At 74.8% G+C, this 18,369-nt stretch carries 16 protein-coding genes; 10 read left to right on the top strand and 6 right to left on the bottom strand.

Annotated features, from left to right (window positions below):
* Nucleotides 1-89: 89 nt before the first annotated feature.
* Nucleotides 90-971: an SDR family NAD(P)-dependent oxidoreductase gene (locus tag MCM47_RS07110; protein WP_238859570.1), complete on the bottom strand. Its 882-nt coding sequence runs from the start codon at nucleotides 969-971 to the stop codon at nucleotides 90-92.
* A gap of 209 nt (nucleotides 972-1,180) precedes the next feature.
* Here MCM47_RS07110 and MCM47_RS07105 point away from each other — a divergent pair, with 209 nt between their 5' ends.
* The 4 genes from MCM47_RS07105 (at nucleotide 1,181) to MCM47_RS07090 (ending at nucleotide 5,042) form a co-directional block, all read left to right on the top strand.
* A complete protein-coding gene (locus MCM47_RS07105) occupies nucleotides 1,181-1,369 on the top strand; it encodes a hypothetical protein (RefSeq protein WP_238859568.1) in 189 nt (62 codons plus the stop codon).
* A gap of 224 nt (nucleotides 1,370-1,593) precedes the next feature.
* Nucleotides 1,594-3,270, top strand: a complete 1,677-nt coding sequence (locus tag MCM47_RS07100; RefSeq protein WP_238859566.1) for a M48 family metalloprotease — start codon at nucleotides 1,594-1,596, stop codon at nucleotides 3,268-3,270.
* Nucleotides 3,271-3,324: 54 nt separating this feature from the next.
* Nucleotides 3,325-4,419, top strand: coding sequence for a hypothetical protein (locus MCM47_RS07095; protein WP_238859563.1), 1,095 nt, complete (start codon nucleotides 3,325-3,327; stop codon nucleotides 4,417-4,419).
* A gap of 167 nt (nucleotides 4,420-4,586) precedes the next feature.
* Nucleotides 4,587-5,042, top strand: coding sequence for a MarR family transcriptional regulator (locus MCM47_RS07090; RefSeq protein ID WP_238859561.1), 456 nt, complete (start codon nucleotides 4,587-4,589; stop codon nucleotides 5,040-5,042).
* A gap of 155 nt (nucleotides 5,043-5,197) precedes the next feature.
* Here the strand turns inward: MCM47_RS07090 and MCM47_RS07085 are convergent, their stop codons facing one another.
* Nucleotides 5,198-5,824 (bottom strand): hypothetical protein, encoded by a 627-nt coding sequence (locus MCM47_RS07085; protein WP_238859559.1) that lies wholly within the window; start codon nucleotides 5,822-5,824, stop codon nucleotides 5,198-5,200.
* Nucleotides 5,825-6,005: 181 nt separating this feature from the next.
* Between MCM47_RS07085 and MCM47_RS07080 the strand changes: the two genes are divergently transcribed.
* On the top strand, nucleotides 6,006-6,344 hold the full coding sequence (locus MCM47_RS07080) for a GNAT family N-acetyltransferase (RefSeq protein ID WP_238859556.1): 339 nt from the start codon (nucleotides 6,006-6,008) through the stop codon (nucleotides 6,342-6,344).
* 118 nt (nucleotides 6,345-6,462) lie between these two features.
* On the opposite strand, the gene MCM47_RS07075 is transcribed toward MCM47_RS07080, so the two are convergent.
* A complete protein-coding gene (locus tag MCM47_RS07075; RefSeq protein ID WP_238859554.1) occupies nucleotides 6,463-7,458 on the bottom strand; it encodes an aldo/keto reductase in 996 nt (331 codons plus the stop codon).
* Nucleotides 7,459-7,891: 433 nt separating this feature from the next.
* Between MCM47_RS07075 and MCM47_RS07070 the strand changes: the two genes are divergently transcribed.
* A complete protein-coding gene (locus MCM47_RS07070) occupies nucleotides 7,892-8,614 on the top strand; it encodes an RDD family protein (RefSeq protein WP_238859552.1) in 723 nt (240 codons plus the stop codon).
* Between the two features lie 452 nt (nucleotides 8,615-9,066).
* Here MCM47_RS07070 and MCM47_RS07065 read toward each other — a convergent pair whose 3' ends face one another.
* Together MCM47_RS07065 and MCM47_RS43180 are read right to left on the bottom strand one after the other, a co-directional pair.
* The gene (locus MCM47_RS07065; RefSeq protein ID WP_238859550.1) at nucleotides 9,067-9,798 is read right to left on the bottom strand and encodes a hypothetical protein; all 732 of its coding nucleotides are present in this window, start codon (nucleotides 9,796-9,798) and stop codon (nucleotides 9,067-9,069) included.
* Nucleotides 9,799-9,940: 142 nt separating this feature from the next.
* The gene (locus MCM47_RS43180; RefSeq protein ID WP_238859548.1) at nucleotides 9,941-10,951 is read right to left on the bottom strand and encodes a DMT family transporter; all 1,011 of its coding nucleotides are present in this window, start codon (nucleotides 10,949-10,951) and stop codon (nucleotides 9,941-9,943) included.
* A 478-nt stretch (nucleotides 10,952-11,429) separates the two neighbouring features.
* Between MCM47_RS43180 and MCM47_RS07055 the strand changes: the two genes are divergently transcribed.
* Nucleotides 11,430-12,851 (top strand): DUF2252 domain-containing protein, encoded by a 1,422-nt coding sequence (locus tag MCM47_RS07055; protein ID WP_238859546.1) that lies wholly within the window; start codon nucleotides 11,430-11,432, stop codon nucleotides 12,849-12,851.
* A 138-nt stretch (nucleotides 12,852-12,989) separates the two neighbouring features.
* Here MCM47_RS07055 and MCM47_RS07050 read toward each other — a convergent pair whose 3' ends face one another.
* Nucleotides 12,990-14,447, bottom strand: a complete 1,458-nt coding sequence (locus MCM47_RS07050) for a diacylglycerol kinase family protein (protein WP_238859545.1) — start codon at nucleotides 14,445-14,447, stop codon at nucleotides 12,990-12,992.
* A 225-nt stretch (nucleotides 14,448-14,672) separates the two neighbouring features.
* On the opposite strand from MCM47_RS07050, the gene MCM47_RS07045 reads away from it, so the two are divergent.
* From MCM47_RS07045 to MCM47_RS07035, 3 genes are all read left to right on the top strand, one after another.
* Nucleotides 14,673-16,508: a SulP family inorganic anion transporter gene (locus MCM47_RS07045; RefSeq protein ID WP_238859544.1), complete on the top strand. Its 1,836-nt coding sequence runs from the start codon at nucleotides 14,673-14,675 to the stop codon at nucleotides 16,506-16,508.
* 215 nt (nucleotides 16,509-16,723) lie between these two features.
* Nucleotides 16,724-17,170 carry a DUF1772 domain-containing protein gene (locus MCM47_RS07040; protein ID WP_238859543.1) on the top strand — a complete coding sequence of 149 codons (447 nt, stop codon included), beginning with the start codon at nucleotides 16,724-16,726 and terminating at the stop codon, nucleotides 17,168-17,170.
* 263 nt (nucleotides 17,171-17,433) lie between these two features.
* Nucleotides 17,434-18,330 carry an LLM class F420-dependent oxidoreductase gene (locus tag MCM47_RS07035; RefSeq protein ID WP_238859542.1) on the top strand — a complete coding sequence of 299 codons (897 nt, stop codon included), beginning with the start codon at nucleotides 17,434-17,436 and terminating at the stop codon, nucleotides 18,328-18,330.
* Nucleotides 18,331-18,369 lie beyond the last annotated feature (39 nt).

Genomic DNA, 18,369 nt, shown 5'->3' with positions numbered 1-18,369 from the left:
GGGCTGCCCGCCGGCCACCGAGGCGCAGGGCGGCGGGCGCGGACGAGGCTGCGCCGCCCTGATGCCTCGTCATGACGTCGGCGGCCTCGTCACACGCTGGCCCATCGGTCGGCGAGCTGCCGGCTGAGTCGGAGGACGTCGGAGACGACCTTGGGGTCGGTGGCGCCGCGGAAGGCCGGGACGGGCTGGGCTCCCGGGCCGATGAGCAGTCCGGTCTGCCCGTGGAGCGCGGGGTCGGTGGCGGCAGCGATGGACGACCGTGCGGCCTCGGACGCGGGACCGGCGGTGGAGCGCTCGAACCGCCGGCGCACCAGCGGCCAGAGCAGACGCAGCGGTGGGGAGACGATCCTGGGCGAGGTCATGGTGCCGTTGGTCATGTCGGTCGCGGCGCCGCCCGGGTCGGCCGCGAAGACACCGACGCCGCTGCCGCGGAGCCGCTCGGCCAGGTCGAGGGTGTAGGCGAGGTTGGCGAGCTTGGCCCGGCCGTACCAGTGGAAGCCGTAGTAGCCGCCGGGCGGTTCGACGGCCGCGAACGTGCGCTTGGCGAGGGCGCTGGCCGCCGAGCTGACGTTCACGATCCGGCTCGGCCCGCCGGCCCGGAGCCGGTCCAGCAGCAGCTCGGTCAGCAGGTACGGCGACAGGTGGTTGACGGCGAACGTCGCCTCGATCCCGTCCACGGTCCGCTGCCGCTCCGCGAACATCGCGCCGACGTTGTTGACCAGGACCTTCAGCGGCCCCTCCGCCGCCAGGCGGACGGCGAGCGCCCGAACCTCGCCGAGCGACGCCAGGTCGGCCGCCACGAAACGGGGTTGGCCCCCCGTCGAGACCGCCGCGATCCGCTCGACCGCGCCGGCGCCCCGCCCGGCGTCGCGGCCCACCACCGTCACGGCGAACCCGCGCGCCGCCAGCCCCAGTGCGGTCTCCAATCCGATGCCGCCGGTTCCCGCCGTCACCACTGCCCGCTGCTCCACAGCTCGACCTCCCACGACCGTGCCCACGAATCGGATATCTATCCGCCTCGGGGGACACGCTAGCACTACCGGATAGGAATCCGGTTAGTTGAGCGGGTCACGTAAGGCAACCGTAAGAACACTGACGGTCTGCGGCTCGAGGTCCCGACCGGACGCCCGCGAACCCGCCGGCACCCCACCGGCAGGCACCGACCCCGCACCACGACGAGGTGTTCGGTGCCGACGGCCCCAGGCCGATCTGGCGGGACGCCATGAACCAGGCTCTGCGCGGCGCCCCCAGGCTGCCCCTGCCGATGGCCTTCGTTCCCGACCCGGCGCCGCCGAAGCCCGAGCCGGGCAACCCCACCGAGACGGCCACGGCCCCGCCGGCCACTACTGCGCCGGGCCCGCAGCGCTGACGCCCGGCATCTGACACCGGGGCGGCGGCGGTGCACCTCCGTCGCGGCCGGACGCTCTCCGGCCACGACGGACATCCGGGTCGAAAGCCGCAGGTCGCGGACGGGAAACGGGTGGGGGAACGTCACCCCCGGCAGCTACCATGCTCACGCCGAACACACGTTCAGTCACACCTCCGCTCCCCGGCGCCGCCTCCCCCGTGGCGCTCCCACGATGAAGGAACCGCATGGGCGCGTCCCAGCCTGCCGTCGGCAGGCCCTCGTCCGGTCTGAGCACATCCGTCAGGGCTCTGACGGCCGTCGCCATGCTCGCCGGCTTCTACCTGCTCGCCCTCGGCATCGTCGCCGCACTGATCGCCGTCGACATCAGCCTCTACCTGGCCTCCGGCGAGCTGCGCCCGGCGCTGGTGAAGGTCTGGGCCGTCAGCGCCGTCATCGCCTACCCCGTGGTCCGGGTCGTCTTCCTGACCCGCCACCGGCAGGAGGACGGCGAGCTGCCCGGACTGCCGGTCACCCGCCAGGAGCAGCCCGCACTGTGGGAGGTCGTCGACCGCATCTCCGAGCGCACCGGCGTCCGCGGCCCGTCCGAGATCCGGCTGATCCCCGAGGTCAACGCCGGCGTGCGGGAGGAGACCCGGCTCCTCGGTCTGCTGCCCGGCAAGCGGCACCTGGTCATCGGCGTCCCGCTGCTGATCGGACTCACCGAGGCCGAGCTGGAGTCCGTCCTGGCCCACGAGTTCGGGCACTACAGCAACCAGGACGTCCGCCTGGCCGGCATCACCCTGGCCGGCCGTTCCGCTCTCCTGCGCACCGTCGGCGGCCTGCACCAGCGCGCCGACGCCCACAAGGCCAAGGAGGCCGCCAAGCTCCAGGCCAAGGCCGAGAAGCGGCTCGCCAAGGGCCGCAAGCCCTCCTCCGAGGAGGCCACCGGCGGTGTCGACCGGGTGCTCGCCAAGGTCTTCACCCAGTACGGCAAGCTCTACCTCCGCGTCTCCGAGGCGGTCGGCCGCCGCCAGGAGTACGCCGCCGACCTGGTCGCCGCCCGGCTGGCCGGCCGCGACGCCACCGCATCCGCGCTGCGCCGCATCCCCGCGCTCGACGCCGCGCAGGACTTCTACCTCGGCAACTACGCCACCCTCGGCTGGGAGGCCGGCCTCCTGCCGCCGCCCGGGCAGCTGTACGGCGGCCTCGCCCACCTGCTGGCCGACCCGGAGCGCCGCAAGGAGCTCGACGCCCTGGCCCTCGAACTGCCCGAGACCGAGCCCGACCCGTACGACTCGCACCCGCCGATCGAGCGCCGGGTCGCCGCCGTCGAAGCGCTGCCCGACGACGGCCGCGGCGCCGGCAGCACCGCCCCCGCCCTCGGCCTGCTGCGCGACGCCGAGCAGGTCCTCGCGGCGCTGGAGGTCGTCAGCCTCGTCCCCGAGGCGGCGCGCAAGGAGCGCGTCGACTGGCCGGACCTGGTGCACCGCTCGCTGCTCGCCGACTGCCGCGAGTCCACCCGTCCGCTGCGCGAGGCCCTGACCGCCCTCGGACTGCCGCCGACCATCGGTGGGGCGCTGGACGCGATCGACACCGGCCGCACCCGGGAGCTCGTCGAGCGGCTGCCCCTCAGCGACGAGGCCCGCGCCGCGACCGGCCGGGCCGCCCGCGAACTGGCCCGCCCCATCCTGCGCGGCGCCCTCTCCCGGCTCGCCGTACTCGCCCTCGTGGACGCCGGCCTGACCCGCTGGGAGCTGTCCTGGTCCGGTCCGGCCCACCTGCGGCTGCCCGACGGCCTGGGCGACCGTCTCACCACCTCCCTCGACGCCGCCTGCGCCGACGCCCCGGACACCGCCGCCGTCCGCGCCCTGCTCGCCGAGGCCGGTCTCCCCGCCACCCCGGCCACCGTCACCAGCCCCTGAGCCGCCGTCACCACCCCCTGACCCGGCCCCCTCCGAGATCCACAAGGTTCCCCCATGTCAGCCCCCGTCATCGCCATCCTCGTCAGCGCCGTCGTCGTCGGCGCGCTCAAGCTGCTCACCTGGGCCCTCAACCGCTACACGGCCAGGAAGCAGGCCGAACTCGACGCCTGGCACGAGCTCGTCGTCACCGAGCACGGCATGCTGCCCGAGGAGCAGCAGAACACCGACCGGGCCTGCCCCTCCCCCGAGCTCGACGCCCTGCGCGCCACCGCCACCGGCGGCGACTGGCAGGCCTGCGCCGAGGGGCTCGCCGAGGCCGGCCGCGACCCGGACCGGCGCTACCGCATCGTCGGTGAACTGGCCGACGTCGCCGCCGAGGAGGACGACTGGCTCCGGACCTGGCGGGCCGAACGCCCGGGCGACCCGGACGCCGCGCTCGTCCACGCCGAAGCGCTGGTGAAGCTGGCCTGGCGCCTGCGCGGCGCCGCGTACGCCGAGCACACCAGCGACGAGCAGGCCGACGGCTTCCACCGCATGCTCACCGAGGCCCGCGCCGCCGCACACGAGGCGCAGGAGCTCGCCCCGCAGGACCCGCTGCCGTGGACCACCGAGCTCTGGATCGCCCTCGGCCTCAACTACCCGCCGGCGGAGTTCGACCGGGTCTGGGCCGGGCTCACCGCCCGCGACCCGCACCTCTACCCGGCGCACTACGCCGCCGTGCAGTACAAGTCCGCCAAGTGGCACGGCTCCGAGGAGGAGGCCAACGCCTTCGCCGACCGCGCCGCCACCGGCGCCCCGGCGGGAAGCCTGCTCGCCGGCATGCGGCTGATCGCACTCTTCGAGCACGAGCCCGACGACAACGAGAGCGAGTACTGGTCCACCCCGTACGCGCGGTCGGCCGTGGACGCGGCCCGCCGCGCCGTCGACGCGGCCCCGGCCGACCACCCCCGGGCCGCGGAGATCCGTCACCTGCTCGCCTGGTGCTACACCATGACCGACCGGCCGGCCGAGGCGCTGGCCCAGTTCAAGCTGGTCGACGGCTACGTCGACGCGCTGCCCTGGCGCTACACCGACGAGCCGGCGGCGTTCTACTGCCGCATCCGGGCCATCGCCGCCCGGTTCGCCGCGAAGGAGCAGCTGGCCGCCTGAGCCGTACCCACCGCTCCACCGCACGGCCGCTCCCACCCCCGGGAGCGGCCGTGCGCGTCGGGGCGCACGTCGACGCGGGGAGGCGCACCGACGGCGGCAGCTCCATCGCGCCGCCGGCGACGGGACTACAGAGGAGAAGCGTGCGTTGCGCACGCTAATCTGGAGGGGTGGAGAACTCGACCGGACACGACATCGCCGAAGCACTGGGCCTGCTGCTGCGCCGCAGTACTCGCGCGCACCTCTACGCCCGGCTGACCGCCGGGCTCGGGGAGGCGGTCGACGAGCTCACCTACCCCGTCCTCAGCGGCCTGGCCCGGACCGGGGCGTGCAGCGCCGCCGACCTCGGCCGCGAGATCGGCCTGGACCGCACCACCGTGACCCGCCGCGCCGACCGGCTGGAGCGGGCCGCCCTGCTCCAGCGCCAGCCCGACCCCGCCGACGGTCGGGCGACCCTGCTCGCGCTCACCGAGGAGGGCCGCGCCGTCGTGTCGGCTACCCGGCAGCGGCTGGCCGCCGGCATCGACGCCTCGCTGGCCTCCTGGCCGCCTGAGGAGGCCGAGGCCTTCGCGCGTCAGCTGCGCCGCTTCGTCGACGAGGGCCCCTTCACCCCCGAGCAGGAGTAGCACCCCCCGGCGTCCCGGAGGGCTGGGGCGAGCCTGCCCCCTGCCGGGCGGGGGAAGGCGGGATGCGGCGGGACGGGGGCCCCGGCCCGCCCCCGTGGGTGACGGGCCGTGGCGCCCGTCACGGATCCCCTCCACCGCCTCGGGGTCACGCGGTGTCAGTGACCGCCCGACGGGACGTCACAGCCGGTGTGGTCGGGGTAGCCGCCGAAGGATTCCGTCCTGGTGGCAGCCGCGTCCATCCTGCCCTCCAGGCAGAGCGGCGAGGCGTCGACGAGGAAGGAGATCCCGGTGGGCCCGTTCTCGTGCACCTGTACCCTTGCGGCGGCATAGCCGAGGGCGGTGAGCGCGTTGCGGCTGCTCTCGGGGGTGAAGTCGCGGCGCTGGCGCAGCGGTTCGAGCGCGCTCTTGATGCGCGCCTCGGCCGCGAGCCCCTCGCAGCGGCGCTGGCCGTGCAGCGGGAGCGGGACCTTGAATCCGTTGTTCTCCGCATAGTGGTCACCGAGTGCCGGGTTCGGCGCGGAGCCGGTGGAGGTCAGCGTCGACGCCGGCGTGGGGACCTCGCCCGGGCACGGCGGGTCGAGCGGCGCAGCCGGCCCCGCGGTCGCGGTACGCGTCGGTCCGCCGCCCGCGCCCGCGCCGGCGGCCTCCCCCGCCCGTTGCGTCCCGCACCCGGCCACCAGCACGACCAGCGCCACCACCGCCGCCGGCACGCCGACCCGGATTCCCGCCCCATTGATCATCTCCATGGCCGCATCCTGCCCCGCCGTCACGACGGTTGTCATGAGTACTTCTCCTCAGGTGGCGGCGGCGGCATCGCCGGCCCCCGAAAGCCACTCGCCCGCCTGCGGCCCCCGAGGCGTCACGGACCGGTGATCGTTTACGGCCGGGGCTCGGGCATGATGGGCGCGAGCACGCCGCCCCCCCGCGCGAACCCCGCGCGCCGAGACCTCCGAAAGGTCCGCCATGACCCAGCCGTCCGCCGTCCCCGTCGTCCAGCCCGCCGACGAACGCCACCGGTACGAGATCCTCGTCGAAGGGAGGCTCGCCGGGTTCACCGAGTACCGCGACCACGGCACACAGCGGGTGTTCTTCCACACCGTGGTCGACGAGGAGTACGCCGGCCGGGGCCTCGCCTCCGTGCTGGTCCGGGAGGCCCTGACCGACGTGCGTGCCGCCGGCCGGCGCGCCGTCCCGATCTGCCCGTACGTCGCCAAGTTCCTCACCAAGCACGACGACTTCACCGACATCACCGACCCGGTGACCCCCGAGGTCCGGCACTGGCTGAAGGCCGAGCTGGGCTGACGCCGGGCGGGCGCGCGACTGCGCGCACCGCACGCGAGCCCCGCGGAACGCCGGGGGTCCGTGCGCCGGTCCGACAGTCTCCGGGAGACGTGATCCGGGAGAGCGGCCCTACCGCCCGTCAGGCCCAGGGGAGGGCAGCGCGGGTGTGCCAGTAGGCCTCGGCGGACTCGGTGAGCACGGACAGTTCGGCGAGGTCGTCCGGCGTGAGGTCCAGCTCGGCGGCGGCGAGGTTGGAGGCGAGCTGCCCGGCGGTGGCCGCGCCGGAGAGCACGAGGTCCGCCCACGGCTGCGCGGCCACCGCCGCCAGCGCGAGCGCGTCGCAGCCCGCGCCGGTCCGGCGGGCGAGTGCGCGCAGTGCGGCGGTCCCGGGACCGGTCGCGTTGCGGTCGGCGAGGCGGCCGTTGGCCATGCCCTCCTTGACCACCACCAGCCAGCCCGCCTCGGCCGCCGCCGCGAGGGCCGGCCCGGCGGACGGCTCCAGCAGGTTCCAGGTGGACTGCACCGCGGCGAACAGCGGCCGCCCGCCCACCGAGACCTCCAGTGCCGCGCGGACGGTGTCGGCCTGCGCCGGACCGCTGGTCGAGAGCCCGACCCGGACGCCCTCGGCGGCCAGGCCGGCCAGCCGCTCGTGCAGGGCCGGGTCGGTCAGCGCGGGGCTGTCCGGGGTGACGGAGTGCACCAGGTAGACGTCCAGGTGCGTGCCGAGCAGCGCTCGGGTCTCCTTGATCTGGCGGTCGAACACCTCCACCGTGTGCTCCTTGACCTCGTGCACCGGCACGCCGGAGGCCCGCCAGCCGGCGGTGTAGGTGTAGCCCCACTTGCTGCCGACGGTCACCTCGACGGCGGCTTCGGGCCGGGCGGCGAGCCAGTCGCCGAGGAACTCCTCGGCCCGGCCGTAGGACCGCGCGGTGTCGAAGTAGCGGACCCCGGCGGCGTAGGCCGCGTCGAGCAGGTCGTGGGTGCGCCGACGCAGCGCCTCGACGGTGCGCTCGGCCGGCAGGTCGAGCTCGCGGCCGAGCGTGATGTAGCCGGGCCGACCGACCGCGGCCGTGCCGAGGCCGAACCGGGTGAGCGGCGGCCGGGCGGTGGATCCGGTGGCAGGTGCGGCCGGCATGGAGTGGTCCCTTCGACGGTGCGGGGTCGGGTGCACGCGCAGCCCCCGACGCTTCGCACCCTATCCAGCCGCCCGGACCTCCGGCGCAGGCACTCGCCCCCTCCCCGCTCGGGGCCGCCGGCCCGTACACCCGGCACCGGCCGGGCCGCCCTTTGCCAAGGCTTTATCTCTACAGTTCTGTAGATGTACGCTTCCACCGGCGCAAGGTCGGCCCGACCGAGCCCTGGTGGTGATCCGTCAGCCCGTGCGGTCGGGGTGCGGCGCCGCCGCGGCCGGGCGGACACCGCCCCCGGAGGCCGACCCGGGCGGCGCCCGACGCGCCGTCGGCCCGCCGCCCGTCGACCCGGGATCCGCCCCCGCGTCGACCTCCGGGAGTGCCACCCGGTAGAACGGGCGGCAACACCTCGTCCGCAACACGGAAGCAGCACACACCATGAGCACGAACGATCCTTCGGGATACGGCTACCCGAGCGGCCAGAACCCCTACGACCGGTCCGGCGGCCAGGGCCAGCAGCCCCCGTACGGCCAGAGCCCCCGTCAGAGCCCCTACGGGCAGCAGGCCCCGTACGGCCAGGCACCCTACGGCCAGCAGGCGCCGTACGGGCAGCAGCCGCAGGGCGGCTACGGCACTCCCCCGCCGTTCGACCAGCCTGCGTACGGCCAGCCTCCGTTCGGCCAGCCGCAGGGCGGCTGGCCGCACTGGCTGCCGCCGACCGGCTCCTACGGCGGGGCGCCGATACCCGGCAGCCGTCAGCTCGCGCCGATCGGCGAGCGGCTGCTGGCCCGACTGATCGACGTGGCCGTGCTGCTGATCCCGAACGTCGTGCTCTTCCTCGCCGTCAAGAACTCCTTCCTGCTGTCGGTCGCGACGGCGCTGCTCGCCTTCGGCTACGAGGCCGTGATGCTGATCACCCAGAGCGGCCAGACGCTCGGCAAGAAGGCGCTGCGCCTGCGGGCCGTCGACCTCGGGCACGGCGGCAAGGCGGCCGAGAGCGGCTACCTGGCCCGCGCCGCCGTGTACAGCCTGCCCGGCGCGGTCTACTGCATCGGCTCGCTGTTCGCCCTGCTGAACGTCCTGTGGCCGCTGTGGGACAAGCCCCTCCAGCAGGCCCTGCACGACAAGGCCGCCAAGACGATCGTCGTCAAGGAGTCCTGACACCGCTCACCGACGGAGCCGGCTCCGGACGGATGCCGGTCGCACGCGGGCCGGCGTGGACGTGACGGGGCCCGGGAGCGGTATCCAGCTCCCGGGCCCCTGGTGTGCCACCCAATTGCTCTGCACCGGCACGTTTAAGGCCGGGGGTCAATCTCACGACGTCGCGCTTTGCCGTTCAAGCTACCGCGCCGTGGAGAGGCGCAGGCGGGAATCGAACCCACATCTCGACGTTCTCGGCCCCAGACCGGTCGATCCGGCGCTCGGCGGCGAATGCTGAGACTTGAGCGAGAGTCTGAGTTTCACGGGGCTGCCTCTCCGTGTTGGGCCACCCCGGCGTGTGGTGCCGGGGGGAGGACTCGAACCTCCACCTGTTCCCCGATGTCAGCTTCAACCTCAGTGTCAGCTTGCGCTCTTCGCGCCACCCCCGGTCTCACCCGGGGGCGATCATGGGGCTACCCGAACAGGTAGCCGAACACCGCGTCGCCGACCCGGCGGTCCGTGACCTCCGCGCCGTTGGCCTCCTCGCGGGCGAACTGGACGGCCTGCTGGAGCTTCTCGACCCGCTCCAGGAGCTCGTTCACCCGCCGGGCCGGGAGGGCGCCGGAGAACTTCACCGTCGTCCAGTACCCGATCGCGACGTCCTCGTAGTACACCTCGACCTGCGCCGGGTGCTTCTCCGTCGCCTCGGCCTTCACGTGGTTGCGCGGGACCTTCTTGGTACGGATGGTGCGCACCGCCTCGGTCTTCCACGAGTCGGTGGAGGCGTCGTGGTTCCACGCCTCGGCGGCGTCCAGCACCGGCAGCTTCCGGACGAAGGTCCGCAGGTCGGTCAGCTGCTTCTCCAGGAACAGCAGGTAGGTGACCGGCGCACCCGCCACCAGCGTCCGCCCGTCGACCACCACGTCGGCCCGGGCCTCGGTGTTGGCCCAGTCCTTGGTCGCGGTCACGTCGAACAGCCGGGTCAGCGTCGCGGCGGTGGAGCGCAGCACGTCCTCGGCCTTCACCTGCACCCGGGTGGACTCGGGCGGCAGCTGCTCGCCCTCCTCGTCCTTGGGCTGGTACGTCCGGGAGATGCCGGCGAGCAGCGCGGGCTTCTGCAGGTCCTGGTGAGCCTGCGTCAGCTCCTGGAACGACTTCGACTTGACGCCCTTTTCGACGGCGATGATCTGGTTCAGCTTGGCCACGCCCGGAAGCTATCAGCACCCGCGTTCGACCGTCACCCGAATTCCCCCTCCCCGGCGGGGGCGACCGGTTCGCCGGGGCTTCGGGCTTCACCCGGCCGTCCTGGCCCACGGCGGGCCAGGACGGGACAGGTGGTCCGGCCCGTCAGCGCCGACGGCGGCCCGCCCCGGTGGGGAGGGCGAGGGCGGCGAGCCCGGCGCCGAGCACGGCCAGGCCGCACCAGGACGCCGCCGGTAGCCGCTCGCCCAGCACGGCGACGCCGAGAACGGCTGCGACGGCCGGTTCGGCCAGGGTCAGCGTGGTGGCGGTCTGGGCGGTGGTGTGCCGCAGCCCGTGCCCGAAGAGGCGGTAGGCGAGAAAGGTCGTCACCGCGGCCAGGTACCCGGCCACCGCGGCGCCGCGCGGCGAGAGGAGCCAGCCCGTGTCGCCGCCCAGCACCACGGGCAGGACCAGCAGCGCCGCGCCGCCGAACAGCACGCCCATCACCGCGCCCGAGGGGTGTCCTCGGGCGATCAGCCGGCCGCCGACCAGCGAGTACACCGCGTAGGAGAGGCCGGCCAGGGCCGCCAGGACGACGCCTCCGCAGTCCACGGGCGTTCCGCCGCCTCCTGCCAGGGGCCCCAGGACCAGCGCGGCGCAGCCGGCGACGGCCGCGCCGGTGGCGCAGGCCCAGCGGACGGTCGGCCGGGCCTGGCCGGTGGCCCAGGCCAGCAGGCCGGTCAGGACGGGGGCACTGCCGAGCGCGATCACGGTGGCCACGGCGACCCCGGTACGGGCGACGGCCGGGTAGAACGTCACCGGGTAGCCGGCCACCGCCAGGACCCCCAGCAGGAGGAGCCGGCGTTCGCTGCCGGTGCCCCGCTTCGGCAGCGTGCGGGCCCCGGGTGCGGAGAGGAGGAGCAGCAGGCCGCCGAGGGCCAGTCCGGCCGCGCCGACAGCGGCCGGCGGGGCGCCGGACGGGGCCAGCGAGCCGACCGTCCCGGTGGTGCCCCAGAGCACGGCGGCGGCGACCACCGCCGGTCCGCCGAGGGCGGGACGGGCGCCCGGCCGGGTGGGAGACGTCCCGCCGGGGGCGGGGCGGGGGCCCGAGGGGGTGCTCGGGCCGGTGGGGGCATCGGAGCAGGCGGCTGCCTGGGCAGAGATGTGCTGGGACACGAGTGTGAACTTCCGTCGTCGAGACCGTTGGTGGGATCCGGTTTCGCAACGGGCGCACGGCACCGGCCCGGGGCCGCCGCAGAGGGGCGTCCGGGGTCGCGCGCGGCCGCCGCCTCCATGAGGTCGGCTATGGCCGGGCTCGCGGGTCGAGCCGTCGGCGGGTGCGCCCGCTCAGGCGCCGAGCGGTGGCAGGACGACGTGCCAGTAGGAGTTCACCCGACGAGCCTACCCGGCCGGGTCAGGGGTCGAGCGGCCGGTGCCACGGTCGGCGGGCCCGCGACGTCCCGGGCCCGGGGCGCCCGGCGCCGCGGGGCCGGGGTGCCCGGCGCCGCGGCTGCCCCCGCGCCCCGGCGGGCCCGGCAGGCCGGATCGCCCGTCCGCGGCGATGATCGGAGGATGGTGGCCGACCTCGCCGCCGGGCTTCCCGCCCGTCGGGCTCCGTCGGCCCGGTCGGCTAGCAGTGACCAGGAGGTCGTCGATGGGCCAGAACCAGCCCCGGCCGATGAAGCACGCCACCCCCGCGGAGCGCGCGGCGGCCGGCCGGGCGGCGCGCCGGACGGCGCCCCGCTCCGCCCACGCCGAGTACCGGCCCGGCCCGCAGCGCCCGGATCCGCTGGCGATCCTGGAGGCCCAGTCGGCCCGACGGGTGCAGGAGCTGATCCCGATCCGCTACGGGCGGATGTCCGAGTCCCCGTTCCGCTTCTACCGGGGCGCAGCGGCGATCATGGCGTCCGACCTCGCGGACAGCCCCGACTCCGGGATCCGGGCGCAGCTCTGCGGCGACGCCCACATGCTGAACTTCCGGCTCCTGGCGTCACCGGAGCGCCAGCTGGTCTTCGACATCAACGACTTCGACGAGACCCTGCCCGGCCCCTGGGAGTGGGACGTGAAGCGCTTGGCGTCCAGCCTGGTGATCGCGGCGCGGGCGAACAGGTTCGAGGACTCGGACCGCGCGGCCATCGTGGCGGCGACGGTCCGCTCCTACCGGGAGGCGATGCGCCGGTTCGCGGACATGCCCAACCTCGACGTCTGGTACACCCGGATGGACGCCGACCGGCTGCGGGAGCTGGCGGAGGGCCGGGTCTCCCGGCACGGACTGCGCGGCCTCGACCAGGCGATGGCGAAGGCCCGTACCCGGGACAGCCTGCAGGCCTTCGGGAAGCTCACCGAGGTGGTGGGCGGTCAGGTGCGGATCGCCGCGGATCCGCCGCTGCTGGTCCCGCTCGGCGACTTCCTGCCGACGCTGGAGCAGTCCGCGCTGATGTCGCTCTTCGAGGGGCTGGTCGAGCGCTACGGCCGCACCCTCTCCTCGGACCGCCGCCACCTGCTCTCCGGCTACCGGTTGGTGGACGTGGCCCGCAAGGTGGTCGGCGTCGGCAGCGTCGGCACCCGCTGCTGGATCTTCCTGCTGCTCGGCCGGGACGACGACGATCCGCTGTTCCTCCAGGCGAAGGAGGCCGACGAGTCCGTGCTCGCCCCGCACGTCGGCGCGAGCCAGTACCGGAACCAGGGCGAGCGGGTGGTGTCGGGCCAGCGGCTGATGCAGGCGACCAGCGACATCTTCCTCGGCTGGGAGCGGGTCGAGGGCATCGACGGCCGGACCCGGGACTTCTACGTGCGCCAGCTGCGGGACTGGAAGGGCATCGCGGTGGCGGAGGACATGGTGCCGCGCGGGATGCGGGCGTTCGGCGAGCTGTGCGGCGCCACGCTCGCCCGGGCCCACGCGCGCTCCGGGGACCGGATCGCCATCGCCGCCTACCTCGGCAAGGGCGACACCTTCGACCGGGCGCTGGTCCGGTTCGCGGAGTCCTACGCCGATCAGAACGAGCGTGACCACGCCGCCCTGCTGACGGCGATCCGTGCGGGTCGTCTACCGGCCGCGGAGACGGAGGGGACGTGACGTCACAAGCCTGCTGAACGGCATCGGGGCCGCACGGCCCGTCCTCCGGTGGCAACGCCGCGGCCCGTTCGTCGACGTCTCCCCCACGGCGGCCTACGCCGTGAAGGCACCTCAGGCCGTGGAGGCGGCTCCGTCCGGTCAGCCGTTCGGCGTCGGGTCGGACGGAGACGTCCCGCCGGCCGGGGGCGACCCGTCCGCCGGAGGTGTCCGAGAAGTCGAGGGTGTCGGCGCGCTCGGGGCGGTCGGCGCGCTGGGGGCGGTCGAGGGTGTCAGGGCGGTCGGCAGCGGACGGCCGAGGGCCAGCGCCACGATCCAGCGCCAGTCGGGGCGCTCCACTGCGACCGGCACGCCCGGCCGGTCCCGCGGGACCAGCACCCGCAGCGCGCCGGGCCGGACCTCGCAGTCGACCGGGGCGGGCAGCGACAGTGCCTCGCCGTCGACGGCCACCGGAATGGTCGGCCGGTCCGCCCGGACGGTCACCCGGCGGGCCGTGAGGACGTCGAGCCCGGCCGCCCTGGTGCCGCGCAGCGCCAGCTCGGCCGCCTGCGCGGCGTTCTCCACCCGGATGCCGACCACACCGAGGGTGCCGAGGTCCAGCCGGGGCCGGCGGGCACCACCGAGCGGCTGGGGCCCCGCGTACGGGTTGTTGCTGACGAGGACCGCCTGCGGGGCCGCCAGCCTGGCGTCGTCGGCCCGGACGTCCAGCCGGGCCCCGGAGTAGCCGAGCAACAGGTCGGGCATCGCCTCGAGCGCGGTGCCGGCCTTGGCGTCGCGGTACTCGGGGCTCTGCACGACCTGCGCGTACACCCCGAAGGAGACGGTGTTGACGAAGGGGCGGCCGCTCACCCGGCCCAGGTCGACCCGGAGTTCCTCACCGTCGGTGAGCGCGGCCAGCGTGCGGGAGGGGTCGACGCGGTCGAGGCCGAGGTCCATGGCGAAGTGGTTGCGGGTGCCCGCGGGAAGGACCAGGAACGGCAGCCCGTGCTCGGCCGCCACCTCTGCCACCAGCGCCTGGGTGCCGTCGCCGCCGGCCACGCCGAGCAGGTCGGCCCCCTCCGCCACCGCCTGACGGGCGAGTTCGCTGACGTCCTGCCGGGCGCCCCCGGCGGTGTCCAGCAGGACCACCCGGGCACCGAGCGCCTCCGCCCGCTCGGCGAGGCGGAAGCGGCCGACCTTGCCGCCACCCGAACGCGGGTTCATGATCAGGACCGGCCGGGCCGGAGGCCGGCTCCGGACGGCGCGCACCGGACGCGGCGGCCGGACCTGACGCACCGCCCAGCGCGCGCACGCGCCCCCGGCGGTCCAGAGCGCCAGGGCGGCCAGCGCCTCCGTCCAGAGCCCCACCACGGTGCAGACCGCCAGCACGGCGGCCGGAGCGCACACGACCAGCAGCACACCGAGCGCGCGGAGCGGCCCACGGCGTGACACCGCGAGCCAGAACCCGGATGCCGCACCGGCCAGCCCGGCCACCCCGACCAGCACGACCAGGAGCGCCCTCGCGCCCGAGGCGGCGGCCAGCACCGTGAACGAACCCGCGACCGCGGCGAGGGCCGTCCATGCCAGCACCCGAGCGCGGGAGTACCCCGACGACACCATCTGCGACTCCTTCCTCCTCCCCCATCCCCACGTCCCCTTCCCCGATGATGGCCCTTTGGACCGGTCCGACGGGCCGCACCACACCGCGTCGCACGATCTGCACCGGGCCCGGCCGGCCCGCCGGGTCCCGGCTCGCGGCTCGCGCCTCGGGCCCCACGCCACGCGGCTTCGCGTCCCGGGCGGTCTCCGGCGACCGGACCGGGCGGGCGACGGAGAGGAGGCCTGATGGCTGCCGATGACCCCGGGCAGGGGTGGCGCCACGCGGTGCCGGCCCTGCCGGGACTCTCACGGCTCCGGCACTATCGGAGCGCCTGGCTGCGGGGCGACCTCGTGGCCGGGGTCACCGTCGCGGCCTACCTCGTGCCGCAGGTCATGGCGTACGCCAGTGTGGCCGGGCTGCCGCCGGTCGCCGGGCTCTGGGCGATCCTGCCCGCGATCGTGCTCTACGCGCTGGTCGGCTCCTCCCGCCTGCTGTCGGTGGGGCCCGAGTCGACGACCGCGCTGATGACCGCCACCGTGGTCGCACCGATGGCCCACGGCGACCCCACCCGCTACGCCGAGCTGGCGGCCGCGCTCGCCGTGGTGGTCGGCCTGCTCTGCGTACTGGCCTGGCTGGCCCGGCTGGGTTTCGTCGCCGACCTGCTCTCCCAGCCGGTGCTGATCGGCTACCTGGCCGGCGTGGCGCTGATCATGATGGCGGACCAGCTGTCCAAGCTCACCGGCGTCGACGTGCAGGGCGAAGGGTTCTTCCCGCAGCTGGCGTCGTTCCTGTCGAAGCTCTCCGAGGTCGACCTGCCCACGCTCGGCTTCAGTGCCGCCACCCTGCTGCTGCTCCTCCTGGTGGCCCGCTTCGCCCCGCGGCTGCCCGGCCCGCTACTGGCCGTCGTTCTCGGCACGGCGGTCTCGGCGGCGTTCTCGCTCGGCGAGCACGGCCTCGCCGTGATCGGCGAGATCCCGGCCGGGCTGCCCCGGGCGGAGGCGCCGAGCCTCGCCGATCTGCGCGGGCTGGCCCTGCCGGCCCTGGGCATCCTGCTGGTGGGCTACACCGACTTCATCCTCACCGCGCGCGCCTTCGAGCCCAGGGCCTCCGATCCCACGGACGCCGATCCCACGGGCACCGGACAGACGGGCGGCGGAGCCACGGGCACCGGACCGACGGGCGGCGGGCGCGCAGGCAACGGGCCGGCAGGCGGCGAGGCGCGGCTGGACGCCAACCAGGAGCTGCTGGCCCTGGGCGCGGTGAACCTCGGCGCCGGGTTCTTCCAGGGCTTCCCGGTCAGCAGCAGCGCGAGCCGGACGGCGCTGGCCCAGTCGGCGGGCGGCCGGAGCCAGGTCTACGGGCTGTCGGCCGGCCTGGTGGTGGTCGCCGTGCTGCTCTTCCTGGGCCCGCTGCTGCGTGACACCCCGGACGCCGTGCTGGGCGCCCTCGTGGTGTACGCGGCGATCCGGATGATCGACGTCGCCGGGTTCCGCCGGCTGGCGCACTTCCGCCGCCGCGAACTGCTGCTCGCCGTCGGCTGCCTGGCCGGCGTGCTGGTGCTGGACATCCTGTACGGCGTGCTGGTGGCGGTCGGCCTCTCGGTGGCCGAGCTGCTCAGCCGGGTGGCCCGGCCGCACGACGCCGTGCTGGGCGTGGTGCCGGGCCTCGCCGGGATGCACGACGTCGACGACTACCCGCGCGCGCGGACCGTCCCGGGGCTCGTGGTCTACCGGTACGACTCGCCGCTGTTCTTCGCCAACGCCGAGGACTTCCGGCGCCGGGCGCTGGCCGTCGTGGCGGAGCAGTCCGCTCCGGTGCGGTGGTTCGTGCTCAACACCGAGGCCAACGTCGAGGTGGACATCACCGCGCTGGACTCGGTGGACGCCGTGCGGCGCGAGCTGGCCGACCGCGGGATCGTCTTCGCGCTGGCCCGGGTCAAACAGGACCTGCTGGACGACCTCGACGCGTACGGCCTGACCGAGTCCGTCGGCCGCGACCGGATCTTCCCCACGCTGCCGACGGCGGTGGAGGCCTACCGGTCCTGGGAGCGGGGGGCAGGGCCCGGGCCCGGCGGCGTCTGACGGCAGCCGGGCGGAGGTCAGCGGTGGAGAGGACCGGCACCCGCCCGTCCCCCTCCCTCCCGGGGCTGAGCAGCGACCGGGGGCTGATCAGCGACCCGGTGACCGTGACCACGGCTCGCTGGAATCTAGCACTGCTAGACATTCGAGCATCGAACTGCCTAGCATTGACTCAGGACCTAGCGACGCTAGGTCCGTGGTCGGACTAGGGAGGGAACATGCAGAACGCACTGTCCGTCGTCACCGTGGTGCTGGTCGGTCTGATGGTCGGCGTGGAGCTCGCGGTGGCGGTCTTCGTCAACCCGATCCTCGACCAGCTGCCGGACAACGGCGGGCTCGCCGCCCGCAGCGACGGGGCCCGCATCCTCGGTCGGGTGATGCCCTTCTGGTACATCGGCTCGGTTCTGCTCGGCGTCACCTGGGCGGTGACCGCATGGGGCGAGGCAGGGACCGGGCTCGTCGTCACGGCCGCCGGCCTGCTGGTCCTGAGCGTGGTGATGTCGATCGCCCTGCTCGTCCCGATCAACTCCCGCGCGGCCCGGTGGACCCGCGACACCGCCCCCGCGGACTGGCGGCAGCAACTGGGCCGCTGGGACAGGCTCCACTACCTGCGGGTGGCCGTCATCGTCACCGCGTTCGCCCTGCTGGTCGCCGCACCGGCCTGACGCCCCGAACCGCACTCCGCACCGCACTCCGAATCCTCTCCGCACGGCGCGCTCCGCACGGCGCGCTCCGCACCGGGCTCCACGGCGCGGCGGGGCAGGAGCCGGTGTGCCGTGGAGCCCGCGGCATCGGCGAACCGGCGCCGCGTTCGCCTCGAACGAACCCTGTGGCGGCGATCATGCGCAGGTGATGGACTGACGGGCGGTGCTTGCCGATCGGGCGCGGGCGCAGCCAGTTCACCTTCATCTACGCACAAGGAGCCGTCATGGCCCGCTCGTTCCGCTTCGGCGTCACTCTGCTCACCCCTGCGGCGAGAGACCAGTGGCGCGACAAGTGCCGCAGGGCGGAGTCGCTCGGCTACGACGTGATCACGGTCTCCGACCACCTGGGCCGGCCCGCGCCGTTCCCCTCCCTGGTCGCCGCAGCCGAGGCCACCGAGCGGCCCCGGCTCGGTACGTTCGTGCTCGACTCCGGCTTCTGGAACCCGGCGCTGCTCGCCCGGGAGGTCGCCACCACGGACCAGCTCACCGGCGGCCGCCTCGAACTGGGGCTCGGCACCGGCTACATGAAGGCGGAGCACGATGCGGCGGGCCTGCCCTTCGGCACGCCCGGCGAGCGGGTGGACCACCTTCGGCGCACGATCGAGGAGTTGGACAAGCTGTACGGCTCGGGCGACTACGCACCGCAGCCGCTGCAGCGGCCCCGACCGCCGCTCCTGGTCGGCGGCAACGGGGACCGCGTCCTGAAGCTGTCCGCCCGGCATGCCGAGATCGCCGCGTTCACCGGGGGCCGCGCGGACACCGACGGCCGGCCGGTCATGCTCACCGCCGCGCAGTTGGACGAACGCGTCGCCGCGTACCGGCGCTTCGCCGCCGACCGCGCCGAGCCGGCCGAGCTGAACCTCCTGATCTACTCCGTCGTCGCCACCGACGACCGCCGGGCCGCCCTGTGGCCGACCCTCGGCAGCATCCCGTACCTCACCGTCCCGGACCTCACCGAGGACGAGGCCCTCGAACTGCCGACCTTCCTCATCGGCACGGTACGGCAGATGGCCGACCAGCTGCGCGCGCAGCGGGAGCGGTACGGCTTCACGTACATCACCGTCGTGGAGCCCGCCATGGAGGCGTTCGCCCCGGTCATCGAGGAGCTCCGCGGCGAGTGAGCCCGGCACTCCCGCTCGGCGGTCCTGGGACTGACGCGA

The organism is Kitasatospora sp. A2-31 (assembly GCF_022288725.1).
Classification (GTDB): domain Bacteria; phylum Actinomycetota; class Actinomycetes; order Streptomycetales; family Streptomycetaceae; genus Kitasatospora.
Note: the sequence above shows the minus strand (reverse complement) of the source record. Positions and strands in the feature narration are given on the sequence as shown.